Origin of the sequence: Massilia sp. PWRC2 (assembly GCF_049896725.1) — a bacterium.
Lineage (GTDB): Bacteria > Pseudomonadota > Gammaproteobacteria > Burkholderiales > Burkholderiaceae_D > JAFCUW01.
On record NZ_JAFCUW010000008.1, the window covers coordinates 139334 to 161902 of the forward strand.

Here is a 22569-nt window from a genome sequence, read left to right on the forward strand (position 1 = left end):
CTTTGGTGGTGTGCCGGGCTAGGACTCCCCTGCCCTGACACCACTACATCTAGTCATGAAAGCTAACTTGAGACTAATTGTAGTACCTGACTGCCAGGCCTGCAATATATTTCCAACACGATTGGGAAGTAAATATTTAGTCGAAACTGGCGTGTGGCCACTTGACTTTACGCAGCTCGGCAGCGACGCCGCGTGGGCGGTTAGCATCCACTAACATGGCAGTGGACGACTGCAGCAATGCTTGCAATTTTGACCATTCGAAATACGGTCCGGGGTCCGTCTTGCGGCCCGGGGCGACGTGCTGGTGGCCCAGGATGGCGCCGATCGGGTAGCGTGCCAGCAGGGCGGCAAGCAGGCGCGCCAGGCTGTCATATTGAGCAGGCGAAAAAGCCACAACATCGCTGCCCTCGAGTTCGATGCCGACCGAATAATCATTGCAATTGTCGCGGCCGTCGAAGCTCGACAGGCCCGCATGCCAGGCGCGCGCGCCGCAGGCGACGAACTGGACGACGGCGCCGTCGCGGCGCACCAGGAAGTGACTCGACACTTGCAAGCCGCGCAGGTCGGCGGTGGCGGCATTGACATAAAAATCGAGGCGATTGCTAAACAGGTCGGCGATGTGGTGGCCGCCGAACTGCCCCGGCGGCAGGCTGATGTTGTGCAGGACGATCAGGTCGATGGCCGTGCCGGCCGGGCGCGCATTGTAATTGGGCGAATCGTAGCGGCGTGCCGGCGGCCACCAGCCGTCGCTGTCGATGGCAAGTTCGACTGCCGGGGTATTGGCCGCATCCATTACGGTTCCTGGATGTCGAGCTTTTGCATCGAATAGCGCAGCTGGCGGAAACTGATGCCCAGCAATTCGGCGGCCTTGGTGCGGTTGAACTGGGTCTGCGCCAGCGCGCGCAAGATCATCTCGCGCTCGACCTGGGCCAGGTGGTCGGGCAGGTTGGCCGGCAGATTCGCGGGCAGCTTGGCGGGCGGTTTGGCCGACAGTTTGCCCAACTCCTCGTCTTTGACGGCCGCAGCAGATAAGGGCGGCGGCGCCGGCGGCTCGACCGCGGCAGGCAGCTCGGGCGCCACCGCCCGCGCCGCCTTGAGCGACAGGTCGGCCACTTCGATGACGCCATGATCAGCAAACGCCAGCGCCCGTTCGAGCACATTTTCCAGCTCGCGCACATTGCCGGGGAAGGAATACGTACACAGGGTGTCGAGCACGCCGGCGCCCAGCCGCACCGGGCTGGCACCGCCGGCCAGCCGCGCGAGAATGCCATCGGTCAGCACGGCGAGGTCGACCAGCCGCTCGCGCAGCGGCGGCAGGGTCAGTTCGATGACGTTGAGGCGGTAAAACAAATCCTGGCGGAACTCGCCGCGCTCTACGCAGGCGGCCAGATCCTTGTGGGTGGCGCTGATGACGCGCACGTCGACCGGCTCCTCGGCGGTGGCGCCGATCTTGCGCACGCGCCGCTCCTGGATCGCCCGCAGCAGCTTGACCTGCATCGCCAGCGGCAGGTCGGCCACTTCGTCGAGCATCAGGGTGCCGCCGTTGGCGGCCTGAAAAAAGCCGTCGCGCTCATCGACCGCACCGGTGAAGGCACCCTTGCGGTAGCCGAAAAACTCCGCTTCCATCAGCGCTTCCGGGATGGCGCCGCAGTTGACGGCAATAAAAGGCTGGGCCGCGCGCGCACTCTGGGCGTGGATTTCACGGGCGGCCAGTTCCTTGCCGCTGCCGGACTCGCCGGAAATGGCGATCGGCGCCATCGAACGGGCCAGCCGGCCAATCTGCGCACGCAAGCCTTGCATGGCGGGCGAATCGCCGATCAGGCGGCTGCCGTTGGATCCGCCGGCGAGGTTGGCGAGGTTGGCGACGCTGGCGGCGCTGGCGGAATGGGCCACCGCCGCCGGCGCCGGCGTCACTTTCAGCGCCGAGCGCACCATCAGGCGCAGGTCGTCGAGCACCACCGGCTTGGAGATGTAGTCAAAGGCGCCCGCCTTCAGGGCGATGACGGCATTGTCGGTGCTGCCATAGGCGGTGATGACGGCGATCGGCGTCGGCTTGCCGCTGGCGGCCACCTCGCGCACCAGTTCCAGGCCCAGCCCGTCGGGCAGGCGCATGTCGGTGAGCACCAGCGCGTAATCGACGGCGGCGGCGCGCAGCAGCGCACGCGCTTCGCCCAGGCTGGCGGCGCTGTCGACATCGAGGCCCATGCGAACCAGGGTAATGTCGAGCAGTTCACGCAGGTCGGCTTCATCGTCGACGATCAATACCCGGGGTGGACTCATGGCAGGACTTTCTCAAGTGGCAGTGCAGTGCCGTGGGCGAACGAAACGACGAAACGGCCGGTGGGCTTGCGCAGGCCGAAATGGCCGGCGTCGATACGGTATTCATAATCGAGCATGGCGCCATTATTAAGGCACAGCTCGCGCGCCAGGTACAAACCGAGCCCGGTACCCTTGCTCGAGGTGGTATAAAACGGCTCGAACAGGTGGGCGCGCACTTCCGGCGTGATGCCGGGACCGTCGTCCTGCACGTGCAGCTCGAGCCGCCCGGGGGCGTCGCTGACGACAAACACGCGGATCGAGCCGGGTGTGCCACTGGCATAGCGGATCGCATTGGTGAGCAGATTGACCACCACTTCGCGCAGGTGCAGGGGATCGAAGCGCACCGCGGCGCTGCCGGCCTGCATGTCGATCAGGGCCGGCGGCAGCGCGTGGGTTTCTTCGAATTCGGCGCCGATGTCGGCCAGAAAAGGGGCCAGTGCGTGCGGCAGCGTTTGCGGCTGTACCTTGCGCGACAGTTGCAGGATGTCCTCAACCATGCGGTTGACCCGTGCCACATTGTCGGCGACGATTTTCAGCAGGCGCGCGTGGCCGGGATCGGCCAGGTCTTCAGCGAGCAGCGAGGTGGCGTGACCAATCGCCGACAAAGGATTACGCACTTCGTGGGCGATGCTGGCGGTGAGCCGGCCCATCGATGCCAGCTTGAGTTGCTGGGCCTGGTTTTCGATGGCGGTGACGTCCTGCAGGAACACCACAAAACGCGCGCTGGCGGCACTGGCCGTATCGACCCGCGCAAAGCGCAGTTTCAGGTGGGCCGCCAGTTCCGGGCGCACGCTGCGGGTGCCGCTGGCATCCTGCTCGGGCTTGATGACGACGTAGGCGGCGCCAGCGCCGGTATCGACGCCGCGCCAGCTACTGAAAGCGTCGGCCAGCGGCGCCAGCGCCGGCGCGGCCAGGGTCAGCAGATCGGCATCCGCATCGGCATCGGCATTGGCATTGGCATTGGCAGCCACGCCGAGCATGCGGCGCGCCGCCGGATTACTGGTCAACACGGTGCCGGCGGCGTCCACCACCAGGATGCCATCGCCGACATCAAACATGACAATCTGATTGATCGCCAGCTGGATGGCGAGGTCGGCGCCGCGCCGGCTGGCCAGCTGTTCCTGGCCGATCAGGCGCCGCGCCAGGCTGCCCACCACCAGCACCAGGGCGAAAAACATGGCGCCATACACCCCCGCCTGCAGCAGCTGGGCGGTTTCACCTTCGAAGGTGAGCAGCTGAAAACTGCTGTGCCCGATGACCACCATGGTCGATAGCGCGGCGGCGAACAGCGACAGCAGCAGGGGTGCCAAAATGGCGGCACCCGCCAGCGGAAACAGGTAGAGGATCGCCAGGCTGCTACGGATGCCGCCGGCAGCGACGTACAGCATGGAAATGACGGCCAGGTCGAGCGCCACCTGGGCGCCCAGCTGGATCAGGAAGTTGCGGCGGCGGTAGATCGCCAGCAGGGCGAACACGCCGCCACCGATCAGATACGCCATGCAGGTTTCGGCATAAAAGTGCAGCGAGGTGGCATGCAGGTTGTCGCTGCCCACGCGCAGATAGACCAGCAGCACGGCGGCAATGGCCATGCGGGTGAAGGTAAGTGTCTGCAACGAACGCCAGAAGGTGGCGTTGGTTGCCGCTGTGCTGCGAGTCACGCCGCGCCCGCGCAGCATCTTACTTTGCCGGCAACCGGACGTGCGCCGGGCAGCAGTAATCGAGGCCGTCGGCGCGCACCGCTTCGGAGGCGGGAAAATACAGGGAGCAATGGGCGCACGAGGTCATGCTTTCAATGGGCGCGCTGGCGCCGGTGGCGCCGTTAGCGTCAGTCGCGGCCGGCGGGGCGCCATGCTCGGCCCGGTCAACGCGCTCGCGGGCAGCGCGGATCTTGGCGCGCACGGCGAACACCACCAGCACCGCCAGCGCCAGCCAGAACAGCAGGCGGCTCATGCGACCGCCCGGTGCAGCACCACTTCGAAGACGAAGCGCGAGCCGACATAGGCCAGCACCAGGGTGGCAAAGCCAGCGAGCGTAAACCGCAGCGCCATCTTGCCGCGCCAGCCTTTCCAGCGGCGTCCGGCCAGCAGGGCGCCAAACAGCACCCACGAGAGCAGGGCAAAGACGGTTTTATGGTCCCATTTGAGGGGGGCGCCAAACAGCTGCTCGGAAAACACCACGCCCGAGAGCACCGTTAAAGTGAGCAGCACGAAGCCGATGCCGATCAGCCGGAACAACAGCTTTTCCATGGTCAGCAGGGCCGGCAACTGGTCGAGCGAACGGCTCAGGGTGCTACTGAGCCAGCGCGCCGGCGGCGCCGTGCGCGTGTGCAGACGCGCTTCCTGCAGCGCCATCAGCACGGCGTGGAAGGCGGCGATGGTCAGCGTGCTGTAGGCCAGCACTGCCACGGCGATGTGCCAGCCGAAGGCGGGCGACTGGCCCTTGAAGGGAAACACGGCGCCAGGAAACAGCGCCGGCAGGGCTGCGGCGACGGCGGCGCACGGCAACACCAGGCGGCGCAGGCCATCGAGCGCAAAGTTGCGGTTTTCTACCAGGTAGGCCGCCACCGATACCCACAAGGCCGCCGACAGCATGACGGCAAAGCCGAGCCGCACGCCGCCGGGCGTGTGCAGGGCGAACCAGAGGGCGCCGGCGTGCAGCAGCCAGGCCAGTGTTGTCGCGCCGGCAATCAGCCCGCCCTGGCGCAGCGGCAACAGTGCGCAGATGGCGTAAAGCAGTGCGGCGGCATAGAAATAGGTGGTTTGCATTCCTGTCAGTTTACACCATGGTGCCCTGCCCCGGTGGATGGGCAGCAGCGGGCAGCCACCGGCGCCTAGTCGACCGCCGCCATGCGCATCTCGTCATTGTGATGGCGCTGCTGCTCTTCCATCACCAGCTGGCCCAGTTCGCGTTTGAGGGCATTGAACTCGGCAGAAGCGGGATCGCGCCCGCGCGGCAGGTCGACGATGATGTCGCGCTTGACCGTGCCGGGGCGGTAGGTCATGACGACGATGCGGTCGGCCAGGTAAATCGCTTCTTCGATGCTGTGGGTAACGAACAAAATGGTTTTCTTCAGTTCGGCCCAGATGCGCAGCAATTCATCCTGCAAGTTGCGGCGGGTTAGCGCGTCGAGGGCGCCGAAGGGCTCATCCATGAGCATGATGGGCGAGTCGAGCGCCAGCACGCGGGCAATCGCCACGCGCTGGCGCATGCCGCCCGACAAATCCTTGGGAAAGCGCGCGCGGAAGTCCGACAGCGACAGCATGCTCAACAGGGCGTCGACGCGGCTGCGGATCTCGGCCCGTGCCATGCCCTTGATTTCCAGCCCAAAGCCGATATTGTCTTCCACCGTCATCCATGGAAACAGCGCGTATTCCTGGAACACCATGCCCCGCTCGGGACCGGGGGCCGTCACCTGCTTGCCATCGGCGACGATGGTACCGGAGGTCGGCAGGGCGAAGCCGGCCACCGCATTGAGCAGGGTCGACTTGCCGCAGCCGGACGGTCCCAGCAGGCAGGTAAATTGCCCGCGCGGGATTTCCAGGTTGATGTCCTTGAGGGCCACCAGTTCGCGGCCATCGGTGCGAAAGATCTTGTTGACGCCGCTAACGACGATGTGGGGAGAGGTGTGCGTGCTCATCTTAATGTTCCAGGCCGCGGTGCCAGCGCAGCAAATGGTTGTTCAGGCGGTTCATGCCGACGTCGATGGCCAGGCCCCACAGGCCGATGGTGATCATGCCGGCAATAATTTTGTCGGACCAAAAATACTCGCGCGCTTCCAGGATGCGGAAACCGAGGCCATTGTTCACCGCAATCATTTCGGAAACGATGACGACGATGAAGGCGGTACCGATGCCGATGCGCACACCGGCGAGGATGTAGGGCACCGCCGCCGGCAGGATCACCCGCAGGAACATGGTGCGCTGGCTGGCGCCGAGGTTTTTCGCCGCCCGCAAATAAATGCTGTCGACCTGGCGCACGCCGGCGATGGTATTCATCAGCACGGGGAAAAACGCCCCCAGCACGATCAAGAACACGGCCGGCGGATTGCCCAGGCCGAACCACAGGATCGACAGGGGAATGTAGGCGATCGGTGGAATCGGCCGCAGCAGCTGGAACAGGGGGTTGAGCCAGGCGTACACGCGGTTGCTCGCGCCCATTGCCAGGCCAATCGGCAGGGCCAGGCCGGCGCCGATGAGGAAGCCGACGATCACCCGGTACATGCTGCCGATCGAATCGATGATCAGTTCGCCGGAAAACATCCACGCCAGCTTGCTGCCGGTGCCGTCATACGGCGCGACCGGCAACAGATAGGCGATCCAGCGTTCAACCACCGCCACGGGCGATGGCAAGACCTGCGGGTTAACCCAGCCCATCATCGCCACGCCTTGCCAGGCGGCGATGATCAGCGCCGGCACGATCAGGCCGATAGCGGTGCCGCGCAATGTTGCTTTCTGCATCAAACATCCTTCATAAAAAACGGTGGGGGGAACTGGCAGCGCAGGCTACCTGTGCCATTTTTGCGCCGCCCGAACGCCATCAGCGCACGGCCAACAACATTATTTAACGTTCAGCGATTTCTTCGCTTCGTCCAGCAGATCGGTCTTGACCCAGTCCCTGGCCACCGGTGGCTTGGCCATCTTGCCCACGCCCGTCTTGGCCATGATGTCGGTGGTGATCTGGATGTGTTCCGCGCTGACGTCGTAGGTGTATTCGGCGTTGCCCATGGCATCGTTGAAATCGCCCGTGGTGATCTGGCCCTTGAACACCGTCTCGCGCACGTATTTCTCGGCCAGCGGCTTGTTATCGATAAACGTCTTGGTCGCTTCGACGAAGCAGCGCATGAATTTCTCGGCCAGCACGCGTTTGTCTTTGTAGAATTTCTCGGTCATCACCATGGTACGCACCGGCTCGCCGATCGGGGTGTCGTAAGGCTTGATCACTTCGACGCCGAAATTCTTGTTGATCGCCTGCGACGACTGCGGTTCCGACTGCATCATGGCGTCGATGTTTTTACCCAGCAGGGCAGCGTTCAAGTCAGGGTAGGACAAATAAATCAGTTGCACATCCTTGCCCGGTGCGCTGTCGGCGGTCAAGCCGTGCTTTTGCAGCTCGGCCATCAGCAGCACTTCCTGGATGGCGCCGCGGGTGACACCCACTTTTTTGCCCTTTAAATCCTTGACCGACTTGATGCCGAGATCAGGCCGTGCCACCAGGCGCGCGCCGCCCTTGGCGAAACCGGCGACGACATAGATGGGCGCACCGCTGGCGCGGCCGGAAATGGCCGCTTCCGAGGCGGTGGTGGCAACGTCAAGCTCACCGGCAATGATGGCCTGCATGGCGTCGAGGCCCTTGGCGAAAATTTTCTCTTCGATCTTGATGCCGCACTTGGGGGCGATTTCCTTCATATACGACACCGCGCCGTAATGGGCAAATTTGAGGTTGCCGAGGCGGACCACATCCTGTGCCTGCGCAGTGCCGGCGCCGACGGTGAGCATCGCCGCGATGGCGATGGATAAGTAGTGGGGGATGGGGGGCATGACAGTCTCCGTTATTGTTGTGTTGATCGTTGCATTGCTCGAACTGGCAGAAAGTACAGGATTAGCAGAATCATCAGCTGCCGCTATTATGCATAATATCTGGCCCCTGAACAGCTCGTAAAATCCGCAATTGGCAATTGGCCGCAATAGCGCCGGCGCGGTGCGCAACTGCCGCAGCGCTTCGGGTAAAATGACCGCTTGATTTTCGGTCGCCGCTGGCGCCATCACGCTACGCAGTCACTCCATCCAAATAGGCAGGTAGAACATGTTAGATAACTTAACCCAACGCCTGGCCAAGGTCGTCAAGACCATGCGCGGCGAAGCGCGGCTCACCGAAGCGAACACCGCCGAGATGCTGCGCGAAGTGCGCCTGGCCCTGCTCGAGGCCGACGTCGCCCTGCCGGCCGTGCGCGAGTTCATCAGCCGGGTCAAGGAAAAAGCCCTCGGCGAAGAAGTCATTTCGTCGCTCAGCCCCGGCCAGGCCCTGGTTGGCGTGGTGCAGCGCGAACTCGGTGCGCTGATGGGTGCCGATCTCGGTCCGGAAGCGTCGCAACTGTCGTTTGCCCAGCAGCCGCCGGCGATTATCCTGATGGCCGGTTTGCAAGGTGTCGGTAAAACCACCACCGTCGGCAAGCTGGCCAAGTACCTGCGCGAAGAAAAGAAAAAGAAAGTGCTGACGGTCTCGGCCGACGTCTACCGTCCCGCCGCCATCGCCCAGCTCGAGTCGGTCACAAAGCAGGTCGGTGCCGATTTCTTCCCGTCGTCGGCCACCGACAAGCCGGTCGACATTGCGCTCGCCGCGCTCGACTGGGCGAAAAAGCATTACCACGATGTGCTGATCATCGACACTGCCGGTCGCCTCGGTATCGATGAAGCGATGATGCAGGAAATTTCGGCCGTGCACGCGGCCGTCAAGCCGATCGAAACGCTGTTCGTGGTCGACGCCATGCTGGGCCAGGATGCCATCAACACGGCCAAGGCCTTCAACGACGCCCTGCCCCTGACCGGTATCGTGCTCACCAAGCTCGACGGCGACTCGCGCGGCGGCGCCGCCCTGTCGGTGCGTCATATCACCGGTAAGCCGATCAAGTTTGCCGGCGTCTCGGAAAAGCTCGACGGCCTCGAAGCCTTCGATCCCCAGCGCATGGCCAACCGTATTCTCGGCATGGGCGACATCCTGGCGCTGGTCGAAGAAGCGCGCAAAGGGGTCGATACCAAGGCGGCGGCCGACCTCGCCAATAAAATCAAGGTCGGCGGCAAGTTCGACATGAACGATTTTAAGTCGCAACTGAGCCAGATGAAAAAAATGGGCGGCATGGCCAGCCTGCTCGACAAGCTGCCAGCGCAATTCCAGCAGGCCGCCGGTGGCGCCAACATGGACCAGGCTGACAAGCAGGTACGGCGCATGGTCGGCATCATCGATTCGATGACGCCGGGCGAGCGCGCCAAGCCCGAATTGATCAAGGCGACCCGCAAGCGCCGCATCGCCGCCGGTGCCGGCGTGCAGGTGCAGGAAGTCAATCGCATGCTGGCGCAGTACGAACAGATGAACGCGATGATGAAAAAATTCAAAGGCGGCGGCATGATGAAAATGATGCGCGGCATGAAAGGGATGATGCCCGGCATGCGCTAGGCACGCCATCGCGCGCGTTAAAAGCACGCCGGCGCCATGGGTAATTTCCCTGTGGCGCCGGCGTTTTTTATGGCTTTTCCCCATGTGGCGTTGCCAAAGTCCCTGTTCTGGCGTTTTCGACTGTTTCCAATGCGAAAAATGTTGAAAAACACTTGCAACAACAGTAAAAGGCCACCAATATAAGCCGTGCGATGTATAGCGCAATTTCCCATTCCGTCCGTTCCAGGAGGCTCGAAGATGGCAACAGCCAAAAAAACCCCAGCAGCAGCGCCCGCAAAGAAGGCCGCCGCGGTCAAGCCAGCAGCAGCGGCCAAACCGGCAGCGAAAAAAGCAGCAGCAGCTCCAGCCAAGGCCGCCGCGCCAAAAGCAGCAGCGGCCGCCAAAAAGCCAGCAGCACCCCGCAAACCCAATGCCGCGTTCATGAAAGCGATGACGCCTTCGGACACCCTCGCCGCAGTGGTTGGCGCGACGCCGCTGCCACGCACCGAAGTGACCAAAAAAGTGTGGGAGTACATCAAGAAGCTCGATCTGCAAGACGCTGCAAACCGTCGCATGATCAACGCCGACGACAAGCTCAAAGCCGTCTTCGGCGGCAAGGCGCAAGTATCGATGTTCGAAATGACCAAGCTCATTTCCGACCATCTGAAATAAGAACACTGGCCGGTCGGCCGATTGCTTTTTAAAAGCCCCGATGGCGACATCGGGGCTTTTATTTTGTCGGCGCCGTGTACAACCGGACAGACACCTGCACTGCCAGCGGTGGCGCGGCAGTCCCCCTGCTGATCGCGCCGACCATCACGTCCGTCGCCGCGGCGACGAACCGAATCGGTTTTGCGTAAACTAAAAAATCCTCGGCTGCGCAGAGGATTTCTATCCGTTCCAACCAAACAAAAGCAGGGGTTCACTTTTGTTTGACGGTTTTACTCCCACTTCTTCCAGGCCGCCAGCACCGCATTGGGATACTCGGGCCGGCCGCGGCTGCCGTTATAGCGGCCCAGCGCCAAATACAGGCTGCCCCCTTCCATATCGATATACATGCGCAAAATGGCGCAGCCATAGCGCAGGTTGGTCTGCATATGAAACAGCTTGCTGCGGTCGTTATCGCCGATCACCGCGGTCCAGAAGGGCATCACTTGCATGTAGCCGCGCGCGCCCACCATCGAGACGGCGTACTTGCGGTACGCCGACTCGACCTGGATAAGACCGAGCACCAGTCCCGGATCAAGGCCGGCGCGGGTCGCTTCGTACCAGGCGGTGGTGAGAAATTCGGTGCGCAGCTGCTCGTCGGGCAACTTGCGGCGCAAGCGCTCGGACATGACACCGAGCCACTGGGCAAAGCGCAAGCGCGCAGCCTCGTCGCGAAACACCGGCTGCGGCGGGCGCGTGTCCTTGATGGCAGAGGCGAGCGCCAGCCGCACCGAGTCGGCCAGCGCTTCTTCTTTCTGGTTGCCCGCCACCGCCGGCAAGGCCGCAGCCAGGCCGGCGAGCAGCGCCAGCCTCACCATCCGGGTCAGCACCGCATTCACCGTGACAACTGGTCCTTGATGAAGGCGACCATGCCATCGATGGGGACGGCGGTGGCGGTAGCATCGCGGCGCCCCTGGTATTCGAGGTTGCCCTCTTTGAGGCCACGCTCACCGACAACGATGCGGTGCGGGACGCCAATCAGTTCCCAGTCGGCGAACATGGCACCGGGACGCAAGCCTCGGTCGTCGACGATGACGTCGACGCCGGCCGCCTGCAGCTCGGCATACAGCCGGTCGACGGTGGTTTTCACCAGCTCGCTGCGGTCCATGCCCATCGGGCACAGCACCAGTTCGAACGGCGCGATGGAAGTTGGCCAGATGATGCCCTTGTCATCAAAATTCTGTTCGATCGCCGCGCCCAGGATGCGGGTGACGCCAATGCCGTAGCAGCCCATTTGCAGCGGCGCCGGCTTGCCGTTTTCGTCCAGAAAAGTGGCCTTCATACTCTCCGAATACGCCGTGCCCAGCTGGAACACGTGACCGACTTCGATGCCCCGCTCAATGGCCAGCACGCCCTTGCCGTCCGGCGAAGCGTCGCCCTCGACGACGTTGCGCAGGTCGGCCACCAGCGGTTCGGGCAGATCGCGGCCCCAGTTGGCGCCGGTATAGTGAAACCCTTCGGCATTCGCGCCGCAGACGAAGTCGGCCATGTTGGCGACCGTGCGGTCAGCCACGATGGTGACCGGGGTCCGGGTGCCGATCGGCCCCAGGTAACCGGGAATCGAACCGTAGCACTCGAGAATTTCCGCCTCGGTGGCGAAGCGGTGATTGGCCAGACCGGCGACCTTGCCGACCTTGATGTCGTTGAGTTCATGGTCACCGCGCAGCAGCAGCATCCAGTTTTCCTTGACCTGCTTGCCGGCGACTTCTTTTTCCACCGTCAGGGCGATGGTCTTGACGGTCTGCGCCAGCGCGATGCCGAGCAACGCTGCCACGGTTTCACACTTGGTGGTGCCGGGGGTGGCGGTTTTGCTCAGATCCTGCGTGGCAGCGGGACGGCTGGCCGCCACCGGCATGGCTTCGGCCGCTTCCATATTGGCGGCGAAGTCCGAGGTCGGGCAGTACACCAGGGCGTCTTCGCCGGTGCTGGCGATGACGTGGAATTCGTGCGAACCGCTGCCGCCGATGGCGCCGTTGTCGGCGGCCACCGCGCGGAACTTCAGGCCGAAGCGGTGGAAGATGGCGGTGTAGGCATCGAACATGATTTTATAGGACGCCTGCATGCCGGCCAGATCGCGGTCGAACGAATAGGCATCCTTCATGGTGAACTCACGGCCGCGCATCAGGCCGAAGCGGGGGCGGCGCTCGTCGCGGAACTTGGTTTGAATGTGATAGAAATTGAGCGGCAGCTGGCGGTACGACTTGATTTCCGTGCGCACCACGTCGGTGATGACTTCTTCCGAGGTGGGCTGGATGGCGTACTCGCGGCCGTGGCGGTCTTTTACACGCATCAACTCCGGTCCCATCTTGTCCCAGCGGCCAGTCTCTTGCCACAGCTCGGCCGGCTGCACCAGCGGCATCAACAGCTCGATGCCGCCGGCCTTGTTCATTTCGTCACGGATGATGGCCTCGACCTTGCGGATGACGCGCAGACCGGTGGGCATATAGGTATAAATGCCGGAGCCGAGCCGCTTGATCATACCGGCGCGCATCATCAGCTGGTGGCTGACGATCTCGGCGTCGGAAGGCGCTTCTTTTTGTGTTGAAATAAAAAATCGGGAGGCGCGCATATCGTTGAATTCTTTTTAAAAAGAGAGAGTTATAATCAACCTAATTTTAAAGGATTAGCTGGCCGATGCGTCCAATCTTTGCACAAATGGGTCCGCTGGAGCGGTTCCCGCCGTTTTCGCGCGTCGAAAACCCGGTGGGTGCGGCTGCAGGACGACGGATTTAGGAGTAACAACGGGTAGAGCACGCGCTGGCAGAAAGTTTCGAGGTGAAGCATGCTCGACCGTGAAGGGTTTCGGCCCAACGTCGGCATCATCCTGCTCAACGCCCAAAACGAGGTGTGGTGGGGTAAGCGGGTGCGCGAGCACTCATGGCAATTCCCGCAAGGGGGGATCAAATACGGAGAGACACCCGAACAGGCAATGTACCGCGAGCTCGAAGAAGAAATCGGCTTGCGCAAGGAGCACGTCAAGATTGTCGGGCGCACCCGCGACTGGCTGCGCTATGAAGTGCCCGATCATTTTATCAAGCGTGAAATTCGCGGGCATTACCGTGGCCAAAAGCAGATCTGGTTCCTGCTGCGCATGGTCGCGCGCGACAATGACGTCAACCTGCGCCTGACCGACCACCCCGAATTTGACGCCTGGCGCTGGCACGACTACTGGGTACCGCTCGACGTCGTCATCGAATTCAAGCGCGATGTCTACCAGCGGGCCTTGCAGGAGTTGTCGCGTTTTCTGGCGGGGCCCGGCCAGCCCACCCATGAACGGCGCCATACGGCGCGCTACCTGCGCCAGCCGCACGCGCCCCGTCAAACGGGCGCGGCGGACGAGTCGACGCTGATCCTGCCCGACCTGATGCTGCTGCAGGACAAACCGTAATCAACGCGGCCGTCATCGCTCACACCGCTCAATGGACGCTACGGCGTCCATTATCACAGGCGCGCGCCGCGCGTCCAGCCCTGAAAAATATTTTCTTTAAGATAATTTTTTAGGGTAACTGCCGGCTAAAATCGGTGAATGAACATTCCATTCTCACGCACGCTGTTGCTGCCCTTCGCGCTCGCTTGCGCCCCCTTCACCGCCCACGCTGCCGAGGCGCCGCGCTGCAAATACGTCAGCGTCGGCGAATTGCCGCTGCGCTTTGTCGGGCAAAACTTTACGCCCACCATCGAAGGCAGCGTCAATGGCTTGCCGGCCACCATGCTGCTCGATACAGGCGCCGAGCGCAGTGCGATGACCAACCCGGCAGTCGACAGGTTCCAGCTCAATGCACGCATCACCGGCCGCCACGCGGAAGGCATCGGCGGCCTGTCGCGTCTGTACAACGTGCGGGTCAGCGAATTTGGCATCGGCCCCATCCGCAGCAAGGCGCTCTACCTCGACGTCCTCGGCGACACCGGGGCGACGCCGGCCTTCGACGCCATCGTCGGTGCCGATTTCCTGTTTCAGGCCGATATCGAAATTTCGCTGGCCGAACGCGCCGTGCGCTTCTTCCGGCCGCTCGACTGCAATGCCAGCAGCTATCTGGCGTACTGGACCCAGGAGGCGGTGGTGGTGCCATTGACGGGCAACTTTGGCCGCAGCAAGAACAACACGGTGACGGTGGAACTCAATGGCGTCAAGTTCGACGCCATCATCGATACGGGCGCCGACCGCAGCGTGGTGTTCGAGCGCGCCGCCGGCAAGGCCGGCGTGCCGCCCGAGCACCCGTCGAGCCGCAAGGCCGGCAGCATGACCGGCATCGGCAGCGATATCGTGCAAACCCGCAGCGCCGTCTTTAGCAGCTTCGCCATTGGCGGCGAAACCATCCGCGACGCCGAACTGCTGGTGCTGCCCGACGCCGGCGCCATCGGCCCGGCGGGCAGGCGCATCGACATGCTGCTGGGCGCTGATTTCTTGCGCAGCCACCGCCTGCTGTTCGCCATGAGCCAGCGCCAGCTGTATATCAGCTACCTGGGCGGCGACGTCTTCGAGCGCGATGTCCACGGCATTCCCGTCTGGCTGCAAACGGAAGCCGATCGCGGCAATCCCGACGCATTGCTGGCACTGGCCAGCCGCTACAGCCTGGGCAAGCAGGTGCCGCGCGATGGCGCCAAGGCGGCCGCCCTGCTCGAACAGGCGGCCGCCCAGGAGCACCGGGCGTCGATGATCGCGCTGGCCGATCTGCGCACGCGCGAGCGCCGGCATGCCGATGCGGCCTCCCTGTACAGCCGCGCGCTGGCGACGGGCGCCGATGATCGCCGCCTGTGGCTGCTGCTCTACCTGGCGCGCGTGCGCGCCGGCCAGCAGGCGCTGGGGACGACGGAGCTGGCGCAAAAGCTGGCGGCAAACAGCAGTCGCGCATGGCCGGCGCCGGTGGCCGAATTTTTCCTTGGCCGTATCGACGGCGCCACCCTGCTCGCCAGCGCCGCCAACGATGACGGTGCCGCCCACAGTTGCGACGCCCAGGGCTGGATGGCCAGTGCGGCGGCAGCGCGCGGCGACCTCGAAGGGGCCAAGGCGCTGGGCGCCGAACGGGCCCGCGCCTGCCAGCCGGGCGGGCGCTGAGGGACGCAGCGGGCGTTACCGGTACAATGGGAATCTTCCCTTGTCACCGCCCGCTGCCGCCATGTTCACCCCCTCTTCCCACGACGTCCGCCGTTTTTTCTGCGAAGCCTTTCGCAAGCAGCAGGCGGGCGAACTGCTCAGTCCCATGGACGCCATCGCCGCCGACTGGATCGCCGCTCACCCCGAATATGCCAGCACCCTCGCCGATGCCGACGCCGCCGTCGCGCGCGACTACTCGGTCGAAAGCGGCCAAACCAATCCGTTTTTGCATTTGTCGATGCACTTGTCGATCGCCGAACAGGTGCAGGTCGACCAGCCACGCGGCATCCGCGACGCCTTCACGGGTCTAAGCACACGGCTGGGCGCGCACGAAGCGCACCACCAGATCATGGAGTGCCTCGGCCAGATGATCTGGGCCTCGCAGCGCGCCGGCACCGAGCCCGATACCGAGGCGTATATCGAATGCGTGCGCAAGGGCGCGCGCTAACAATCAAACAGCCCCGCTGATCGCTCAGCGGGGCTGTTTGGTGAGGACCACGTGAAGACCACGGCAGATCAGCGGTGGCCGGTAGCGATCGTCCCCGGCAGGCTGCCCAGATAAGCGGCGATATCGGCGATATCGCGGTCCGACAATGCCGCCACCTGGCCGCCCATGATGGGATTGTTGCGGCCATTGGCGCCATTGCCCCGTTTATAGGCGGTCAGCGCGTGGGCGATGTAATCGGGATGCTGGCCGGCCAGCTTCGGATAACTGGGATCGATCGGCTTGTTAAAATCGGCGCCGTGGCAGGCGGCACAAGCCTTGTCCTTGACCAGCTTGGCACCATTGACGACATCGGCAGCGAGCGCGCCGCTATTGAATGCGACCACAGCGGCCACGGTAAAGATCAGGCGTTTCATGGCATCTCCTTATTTGGCCGGCATCTGCGAATAATAGGCGGCCACATCGGCCATGTCCTGCTCGCTCATGGTGGCGGCCACGCCGCGCATCTGGCTGTGCTTGCGGTCGCCCTTTTTGTACGCCAGCAGCGCCGCTTCCAGGTATTTGGCTGACTGGCCGGCGATCATCGGCACCCGGTACACTTCCGGAAACGCCGTCTTGTAGCCGGGGATGCCATGGCAGCCGATACACTGTTCCACCTTGGCGCCTGCCGCCTTGGGATTACCAACGATGTCGACCGCGCCAGCGAACTGCGTCGCGGCGGCGAGCACGAAAAGTACGATGATGTTTTTCATGGTTGCAAGGGTAAGGTGGATCGGAGCGATCTGTTGTTCATTTATAACTTTGATTTTTAGCATTTGATTCTAACGCAAGCGCATGAGGGAGTCCACCAACACCGCAGCCTGCGCGCCGGGCGCCAGTTGTCATATACTCGACGTCAACGTTCGACTTCCCCACTTCCCCACTGACCGCCCCCATGACCGCACACACCATGCCACGCCGCTTCGAAGGTTCCGACAGTTACGTTGCCACCGCTGACCTGAAACTGGCCGTCAACGCCGCCCTCACCCTGCAGCGTCCGCTGTTGATCAAGGGTGAGCCAGGTACCGGCAAGACCATGCTGGCCGAAGAAGTGGCGGCAGCGCTGGGCATGCCGCTAATGCAGTGGCACATCAAGTCGACCACCAAGGCGCAGCAGGGCCTGTACGAGTACGACGCCGTCTCGCGCCTGCGCGATTCGCAGCTGGGCGACGAGCGCGTGCGCGACATCCACAATTACATCGTCAAGGGCGTGCTGTGGCAGGCGTTCACCGCGCCAGAACCGGTGGTGCTGCTGATCGACGAAATCGACAAGGCCGACATCGAGTTCCCCAACGACCTGTTGCGCGAACTGGACCGGATGGAGTTTTATGTCTACGAAACGCGCGAAATGGTGCAGGCCGTGCACCGCCCGCTGGTGATCATCACTTCGAATAACGAAAAAGAATTGCCGGACGCCTTTTTGCGCCGCTGCTTTTTCCACTACATCAAGTTCCCCGACAAGGACACCATGCAAGCCATCGTCAAGGTCCATTACCCGACCCTGAAACAGGACTTGCTGGCGCAGGCACTCAACAGCTTTTACGAAGTGCGCGACGTCCCGGGATTAAAGAAAAAGCCGTCGACCTCGGAGTTTCTCGACTGGCTCAAGCTGCTGCTGGCCGAAGACATCGGCCCGGAAGCACTGCGCAGCAGCGACAACAAGGCGGTGGTGCCGCCCCTGCACGGCGCGCTGCTGAAAAACGAGCAGGACGTGCACCTGTTCGAGCGCCTGATCCACATGTCGCGCACCAACCGTTAAGCGACCAGGGCCGCCCGCATGATCGACGTCCAGCCAGTCACGCTCACCCTCAACGGCATCCGCCTCGAACCCTTGGGCGCGCAGCATGCCGACGGCTTGCGCGCAGCCGCCGTTGACGGCGCCCTGTGGCGGTTGCGCGTCACTTCGGTGCCCGAACCGGAACAGGTCGACGCGTATATCGCCGGCGCCCTGGCGATGAGCAACCGGCTGGCCTTTGCCGTCATCGAAGAAGACAGCGGTGCGGTGCTGGGCTCGACCAGTTACCACGACATCGTCAGCCACCTCGACCGCGTCGAGATCGGCTGGACCTGGTACGCCAAACGGGTGCAGCGCAGCCACGTCAACAGCAGCTGCAAGATGCTGTTACTGGGCCACGCGTTCGAGCACCTCGGCTGCCAGGTGGTGGGCCTGCGCACCGACAATTTTAATTTTGCCTCGCAACAGGCAATCGAGCGGCTCGGTGCGCGCCGCGATGGCGTCATCCGCCACCACGCGCTGCGCCGCGACGGCAGCGTGCGCGACACCGTGATGTACAGCATCACGCGCGGCGAATGGCCGGAGATCCGCGCGCAGCTGGCTTACCGGCTGCAACACCATGGGGTACCGGGCACATGCTGATCGACTTTTTTTACACCCTCAGGGATGCCAAGATTCCCGTCACCATCAAGGAATTTTTGACCCTGCTCGAGGCCATGGACAAGCAGCTTATCGCGCACTCGCTCGACGATTTTTATTTTTTGGCGCGCCTGGTACTGGTCAAGGATGAAGCCCATTACGACAAATTCGACCGCGCCTTCGGCCACTATTTCAAGGGCATCAACGCCGCTTTCGACAGCGACAGCACCATCCCGCTCGACTGGCTGCTCAAGCGCATGGAACGCGAACTGACGCCCGAACAAAAAGCGGCACTGGAAAAATACGGCTACGACAAGCTGATGGACCGCCTCCATGCACTGCTGAAAGAACAGAAGGAACGCCACGAGGGCGGCAGCAAATGGATTGGCACCGGCGGCACCTCGCCGTTCGGCCATGGCGGCACCAATCCGGAAGGCATCCGCATCGGCGGTGAAGGCGGCAAGCGCAGCGCCGTCAAGGTGTGGGAACAGCGCGCCTACCGCGACTACGATGGCGAGCGCGAGCTCGGCACCCGCAACATCAAGGTGGCGCTGCGGCGCCTGCGCAAGTTCGCCCGCCAGGGCCTCGACGAAGAGCTGGCGCTCGACGCCACCATCCGCGCCACCGCCAGCAATGCCGGCTACCTCGACATCAAGATGCAGCCCGAGCGCAAGAACAACATCAAGGTCTTGATGCTGTTCGATGTGGGCGGCAGCATGGACGACCATATCGAGCGCACCGAAGAACTGTTTTCCGCCTCAAAATCCGAGATCAAGAACATGGAGTTCTTTTACTTTCACAACTGCGTCTACGACTTCCTGTGGAAAAACAACCGGCGCCGCAATGCCGAGCGCTTCGATACCTGGGATATCTTGCGCAAGTACCCGCCCGATACCAAGCTGATTTTTGTCGGTGACGCCACCATGAGCCCCTACGAGGTGCTGCAAGCGGGCGGCTCGGTCGAGTACAACAATGAAGAAGCGGGTTCGGCCTGGCTGGCGCGTTTTTGCAATGCGTTTCCTAAATTTATCTGGCTCAATCCGGAGCCGGAAGCGAGCTGGCAGTACCGCCAATCGATTGCGGTGATCCGGCAGATCGTCAATCAGCGCATGTTTCCGATTACGATAGACGGGCTGGAGCGGGGCATGCGCCTGCTCAGCAAGTAGGGAGCGGCATGCAGGGGACAGCTGCCTTTCCCCGCCTTACGGTAAGGACATCAGCTTGGTGATGGCCGAATACAGGTGGCGGTCGGCCACCGGCTTGTCGAGCAGTCCGCGCACGCCGGCGGCGCGGGCGCGGGCGGCGTCGTACGGATAATTGCGCGCCACCAGGAACACCACCGCAGTGCGCGCCGCGCTCGGCAATTGCTTGACGGTGGCGCACAAGCGGTAGGGATCGACCTGCGGCGTCGCGGTGTTGATCATCAATAGCGAGACGGGCGTCTCGTCGCACAGGGCGACGGCAGCGCCGGCGCTGTCGGTCCACTCGACCGGCAGGCGGCGCGCGCCGATCATCTTGGCAACGTGGTCGCGGAAGGCGCCGCCCTTGTCGACGATCAGGATGGCGCCGCCGGGCGGCGGGCGGCGGCGGATGGCGTGGGCGCTGCCGCCATGCGGTTCGCTCAAATCGATATCGAGGCGCGGCTGGCGGCGCCGTTCGACCAGCGGCGCTCCCTGCCCGCTGGCCGCCAGCCGCGCCAGCGCCTGCGCACGGCGCGCCACCAGTTCGGCCAGCGCCAGGTGCAGGCGTGCCGGCTCGGGTGGCCAGTCGATGCGGGCAAAGGGCAGGCAGGCGCTGGCGGGACCGAGCAACAGCGCCGGGGTCGCTTCGCAGGGATTGAGGCCCGCCAGCAGCGTCAGCGCCGCCGCTTCATCGGCCTTAACCAGGTAGAGGTCGGCTTCCTGCAGGCTGTCTTCAAGCAGGCAATAAAAATGCGGACCGCTGACCGGCCCGTTGAGCAGCACGGCCGCCAGCGCGGCGCTATCGTCTGGCGCGAATCCGATCAGGCGTACGGCATGGGGATGACTGGGACAATGCATGATCCTGGCACTCTGTCGTTGGCGCCGGCCCGCTGGCCGATGCCTTGAATCTAGCGATAAAGCATGGGGGAGGCAAGCAATTTGTTTCCTGCGAATGCAGCCCGGGGCACACTCGGGGCAACACCAGTGTGGCGCCGCCGCAACCCCGGGGCGGCAATGGCCCCCTTCTAATTTCCGAAATGCAGCAGTTGAGCCGTCCAGGGGGCGCAGAACTGGGTAAAATAAGCTGGGGCAAAGTACTGTGTTTATATCCAGTATCCGGCACTTGCGCTAGAATGCGCGGGCAATGGTGGCTCCAGGGAAGCACTGATGGATTCCATGACCGGCCCGGCCCTCAAGCCTGGCCAGGCATCAGCAAAACAAACGCAAACGTACACGACAAGCAATGGCAACCAAAAAACCCGCATCCGATTACAGCGAATCATCGATCCGCGTCCTCAAGGGACTCGAACCCGTCAAGCAGCGGCCGGGCATGTACACGCGCACGGAAAATCCCCTGCACATCATCCAGGAAGTGATCGACAACGCCTCCGATGAAGCGCTCGGCGGCTATTGCTCGCACATCGCGGTGACCGTCAACGTCGACGGCTCCATCACGGTCGACGACGATGGCCGCGGCATCCCCGTCGGCCTGCACCCGGAAGAGCAGGTGCCGACGGTGGAAATCGTGTTTACCCGCCTGCACGCGGGCGGCAAGTTCGACAAGGGTTCGGGCGGCGCCTATGCGTTCTCGGGCGGCCTGCACGGGGTTGGCGTGTCCGTCACCAATGCGCTGTCGTCGCGCCTCGAAATTACCGTCTGGCGCAAAGAGCCCGATGGCAACGGCCTGCACCACATGGTGTTTGCCGATGGCGACGTCATCGAACCGTTAAGTTCGCGGCCGGCACCCCGCGATGGCAAAAAATCGGGGACCCGCGTCACCGCCTGGCCGAACCCGAAATACTTCGATTCGGCCGACATTTCCAAAACCGAGCTGGCGCGCCTGCTGCGCTCGAAAGCAGTGCTGCTGCCCGGCGTCACCGTCACCCTGACCACTGCCAAAACCGGCGACGTGCAGACCTGGAAGTACGACGAAGGCCTGCGCGGCTACCTCAACGAAATGCTGGCGCAAACCTCGAACGGCGAGACCCTCATTCCCGTCTTCGAAGGTGCCCAGTACGCCAATGGCGAGACGGATGGGTTTGCCGAAGGCGAAGGCGCCGCCTGGGTGGTGGCGTGGACCGAAGAAGGCGCCGTCGTGCGCGAATCGTATGTCAACCTGATCCCCACGCCCAATGGCGGTACCCACGAATCGGGTTTGCGCGATGGCCTGTTTGGCGCCGTCAAAAATTTCGTCGAGATGCACTCGCTGCTGCCGAAGGGCGTCAAGCTGCTGCCCGAAGACGTCTTTGCGCGCGTCTCGTTTGTGCTGTCGGCGAAAGTGCTCGACCCGCAGTTTCAGGGCCAGATCAAGGAACGCTTGAATTCACGCGACGCCGTACGCCTGGTGTCGACGTTTTCCAAGCCGCCGCTCGAAGTGTGGCTCAATCACCACGTCGAATATGGCAAGAAGCTCGCCGAACTGGTGATCAAGCAGGCGCAGTCGCGCCTGCGCTCGCTGCAAAAAGTGGAAAAGAAAAAGTCGTCGGGCGTTGCCGTGTTGCCTGGCAAGCTCACTGATTGCGAATCGTCCGACATCAGCCGCAACGAAATTTTCCTGGTCGAGGGTGATTCGGCCGGTGGCTCGGCCAAGATGGGCCGCGACAAGGAATTCCAGGCCATCCTGCCGCTGCGCGGCAAGGTGCTCAATTCCTGGGAAACCGACCGCGACCGCCTGTTTGCCAACAACGAAATCCACGATATCGCCGTCGCCATCGGCGTCGACCCGCACGCCTATGGCGACAACCCGGACCTGTCGAATCTGCGCTACGGCAAAATCTGCATCCTGTCGGACGCCGACGTCGACGGTTCGCACATCCAGGTGCTGCTGTTGACGCTGTTTTTCAAGCACTTCCCGGCGCTGTTCGACAAGGGCCACATCTGCATCGCCCGGCCGCCCCTGTTCCGCGTCGACGCCCCTGCGCGCGGCAAAAAGCCGATCCAGAAAATGTACGCGCTCGATGCCGGCGAACTGGTGGCCATCGAAGACAAGCTGCGCAAGGACGGCGTCAAGGAAGGTGCCTGGGGCATTTCGCGCTTCAAGGGCCTGGGAGAGATGAATGCCGAGCAGTTGTGGGAAACCACCATGAACCCGGACACCCGCCGCCTGCTGCCCGTCAAGCTGGGCGACTTCAGCCAGGGCGACGCCTCGGCGCGCTTTAATATGTTGATGGGCAAAGGCGAAGCTGCCGCCCGCCGCGCCTGGATCGAAGAACACGGTAACGAGACCGAAGCCGATATTTAGTATTCGATGCCCGATGCT

At 63.1% G+C, this 22569-nt stretch carries 22 protein-coding genes; 9 read left to right on the plus strand and 13 right to left on the minus strand.

Annotation, left to right across the window (positions count from 1 at the left end; all coding sequences use genetic code 11):
• Positions 1-136: 136 nt before the first annotated feature.
• From ampD to ACP7BZ_RS16365, 8 genes are all read right to left on the minus strand, one after another.
• Positions 137-793, minus strand: a complete 657-nt coding sequence (gene ampD / locus ACP7BZ_RS16330; protein WP_426114997.1) for a 1,6-anhydro-N-acetylmuramyl-L-alanine amidase AmpD — start codon at positions 791-793, stop codon at positions 137-139.
• Positions 793-2280, minus strand: a complete 1488-nt coding sequence (locus tag ACP7BZ_RS16335) for a sigma-54-dependent transcriptional regulator (RefSeq protein ID WP_426114999.1) — start codon at positions 2278-2280, stop codon at positions 793-795. Before ACP7BZ_RS16335 ends, ampD begins: the two co-directional genes overlap by 1 nt.
• Positions 2277-3932: a sensor histidine kinase gene (locus ACP7BZ_RS16340; RefSeq protein ID WP_426115001.1), complete on the minus strand. Its 1656-nt coding sequence runs from the start codon at positions 3930-3932 to the stop codon at positions 2277-2279. Before ACP7BZ_RS16340 ends, ACP7BZ_RS16335 begins: the two co-directional genes overlap by 4 nt.
• A 64-nt stretch (positions 3933-3996) precedes the next feature.
• Positions 3997-4269 carry a PP0621 family protein gene (locus tag ACP7BZ_RS16345; protein WP_426115003.1) on the minus strand — a complete coding sequence of 91 codons (273 nt, stop codon included), beginning with the start codon at positions 4267-4269 and terminating at the stop codon, positions 3997-3999.
• On the minus strand, positions 4266-5084 hold the full coding sequence (locus tag ACP7BZ_RS16350) for a cytochrome C assembly family protein (protein ID WP_426115005.1): 819 nt from the start codon (positions 5082-5084) through the stop codon (positions 4266-4268). The genes ACP7BZ_RS16345 and ACP7BZ_RS16350 overlap by 4 nt, the downstream gene beginning before the upstream one ends.
• 65 nt (positions 5085-5149) lie before the next feature.
• Positions 5150-5956 carry an ABC transporter ATP-binding protein gene (locus ACP7BZ_RS16355; protein ID WP_426115007.1) on the minus strand — a complete coding sequence of 269 codons (807 nt, stop codon included), beginning with the start codon at positions 5954-5956 and terminating at the stop codon, positions 5150-5152.
• Position 5957: 1 nt separating this feature from the next.
• Entirely contained in the window at positions 5958-6776 is an 819-nt protein-coding gene (locus tag ACP7BZ_RS16360) for an ABC transporter permease (RefSeq protein WP_426115011.1), read from the minus strand.
• A gap of 99 nt (positions 6777-6875) precedes the next feature.
• Positions 6876-7856: an ABC transporter substrate-binding protein gene (locus ACP7BZ_RS16365; protein WP_426115013.1), complete on the minus strand. Its 981-nt coding sequence runs from the start codon at positions 7854-7856 to the stop codon at positions 6876-6878.
• 265 nt (positions 7857-8121) lie between these two features.
• Here ACP7BZ_RS16365 and ffh point away from each other — a divergent pair, with 265 nt between their 5' ends.
• Positions 8122-9489 carry a signal recognition particle protein gene (gene ffh, locus ACP7BZ_RS16370; RefSeq protein ID WP_426115015.1) on the plus strand — a complete coding sequence of 456 codons (1368 nt, stop codon included), beginning with the start codon at positions 8122-8124 and terminating at the stop codon, positions 9487-9489.
• A gap of 237 nt (positions 9490-9726) precedes the next feature.
• On the plus strand, positions 9727-10140 hold the full coding sequence (locus ACP7BZ_RS16375; RefSeq protein ID WP_426115017.1) for an SWIB/MDM2 domain-containing protein: 414 nt from the start codon (positions 9727-9729) through the stop codon (positions 10138-10140).
• 269 nt (positions 10141-10409) lie between these two features.
• Here ACP7BZ_RS16375 and ACP7BZ_RS16380 read toward each other — a convergent pair whose 3' ends face one another.
• A complete protein-coding gene (locus tag ACP7BZ_RS16380) occupies positions 10410-10994 on the minus strand; it encodes a lytic transglycosylase domain-containing protein (protein ID WP_426115294.1) in 585 nt (194 codons plus the stop codon).
• 17 nt (positions 10995-11011) lie between these two features.
• Positions 11012-12745, minus strand: coding sequence for a proline--tRNA ligase (locus ACP7BZ_RS16385; protein WP_426115019.1), 1734 nt, complete (start codon positions 12743-12745; stop codon positions 11012-11014).
• Positions 12746-12958: 213 nt separating this feature from the next.
• On the opposite strand from ACP7BZ_RS16385, the gene ACP7BZ_RS16390 reads away from it, so the two are divergent.
• The 3 genes from ACP7BZ_RS16390 to ACP7BZ_RS16400 all read left to right on the plus strand — a co-directional run bounded on the left by ACP7BZ_RS16390 (position 12959) and on the right by ACP7BZ_RS16400 (position 15719).
• On the plus strand, positions 12959-13564 hold the full coding sequence (locus ACP7BZ_RS16390; protein WP_426115021.1) for an RNA pyrophosphohydrolase: 606 nt from the start codon (positions 12959-12961) through the stop codon (positions 13562-13564).
• Positions 13565-13702: 138 nt separating this feature from the next.
• The gene (locus ACP7BZ_RS16395) at positions 13703-15232 is read left to right on the plus strand and encodes an aspartyl protease family protein (protein ID WP_426115023.1); all 1530 of its coding nucleotides are present in this window, start codon (positions 13703-13705) and stop codon (positions 15230-15232) included.
• Positions 15233-15293: 61 nt separating this feature from the next.
• The gene (locus ACP7BZ_RS16400; RefSeq protein ID WP_426115025.1) at positions 15294-15719 is read left to right on the plus strand and encodes a DUF1841 family protein; all 426 of its coding nucleotides are present in this window, start codon (positions 15294-15296) and stop codon (positions 15717-15719) included.
• A gap of 68 nt (positions 15720-15787) precedes the next feature.
• On the opposite strand, the gene ACP7BZ_RS16405 is transcribed toward ACP7BZ_RS16400, so the two are convergent.
• Both ACP7BZ_RS16405 and ACP7BZ_RS16410 read right to left on the minus strand, forming a co-directional pair.
• Positions 15788-16132: a c-type cytochrome gene (locus ACP7BZ_RS16405; RefSeq protein WP_426115027.1), complete on the minus strand. Its 345-nt coding sequence runs from the start codon at positions 16130-16132 to the stop codon at positions 15788-15790.
• A 9-nt stretch (positions 16133-16141) separates the two neighbouring features.
• Positions 16142-16468, minus strand: a complete 327-nt coding sequence (locus ACP7BZ_RS16410) for a c-type cytochrome (RefSeq protein WP_426115029.1) — start codon at positions 16466-16468, stop codon at positions 16142-16144.
• A 182-nt stretch (positions 16469-16650) separates the two neighbouring features.
• Between ACP7BZ_RS16410 and ACP7BZ_RS16415 the strand changes: the two genes are divergently transcribed.
• The 3 genes from ACP7BZ_RS16415 to ACP7BZ_RS16425 are packed head-to-tail and all read left to right on the plus strand — an operon-like array spanning position 16651 to position 19295.
• On the plus strand, positions 16651-17514 hold the full coding sequence (locus ACP7BZ_RS16415) for an AAA family ATPase (RefSeq protein WP_426115031.1): 864 nt from the start codon (positions 16651-16653) through the stop codon (positions 17512-17514).
• An 18-nt stretch (positions 17515-17532) separates the two neighbouring features.
• The gene (locus tag ACP7BZ_RS16420) at positions 17533-18132 is read left to right on the plus strand and encodes a GNAT family N-acetyltransferase (RefSeq protein ID WP_426115033.1); all 600 of its coding nucleotides are present in this window, start codon (positions 17533-17535) and stop codon (positions 18130-18132) included.
• Positions 18126-19295 (plus strand): vWA domain-containing protein, encoded by a 1170-nt coding sequence (locus ACP7BZ_RS16425; RefSeq protein ID WP_426115035.1) that lies wholly within the window; start codon positions 18126-18128, stop codon positions 19293-19295. Before ACP7BZ_RS16420 ends, ACP7BZ_RS16425 begins: the two co-directional genes overlap by 7 nt.
• 36 nt (positions 19296-19331) lie before the next feature.
• Here the strand turns inward: ACP7BZ_RS16425 and ACP7BZ_RS16430 are convergent, their stop codons facing one another.
• Entirely contained in the window at positions 19332-20168 is an 837-nt protein-coding gene (locus ACP7BZ_RS16430; protein ID WP_426115037.1) for a response regulator, read from the minus strand.
• Between the two features lie 385 nt (positions 20169-20553).
• Between ACP7BZ_RS16430 and ACP7BZ_RS16435 the strand changes: the two genes are divergently transcribed.
• The gene (locus ACP7BZ_RS16435) at positions 20554-22551 is read left to right on the plus strand and encodes a DNA topoisomerase IV subunit B (protein WP_426115039.1); all 1998 of its coding nucleotides are present in this window, start codon (positions 20554-20556) and stop codon (positions 22549-22551) included.
• Positions 22552-22569 lie beyond the last annotated feature (18 nt).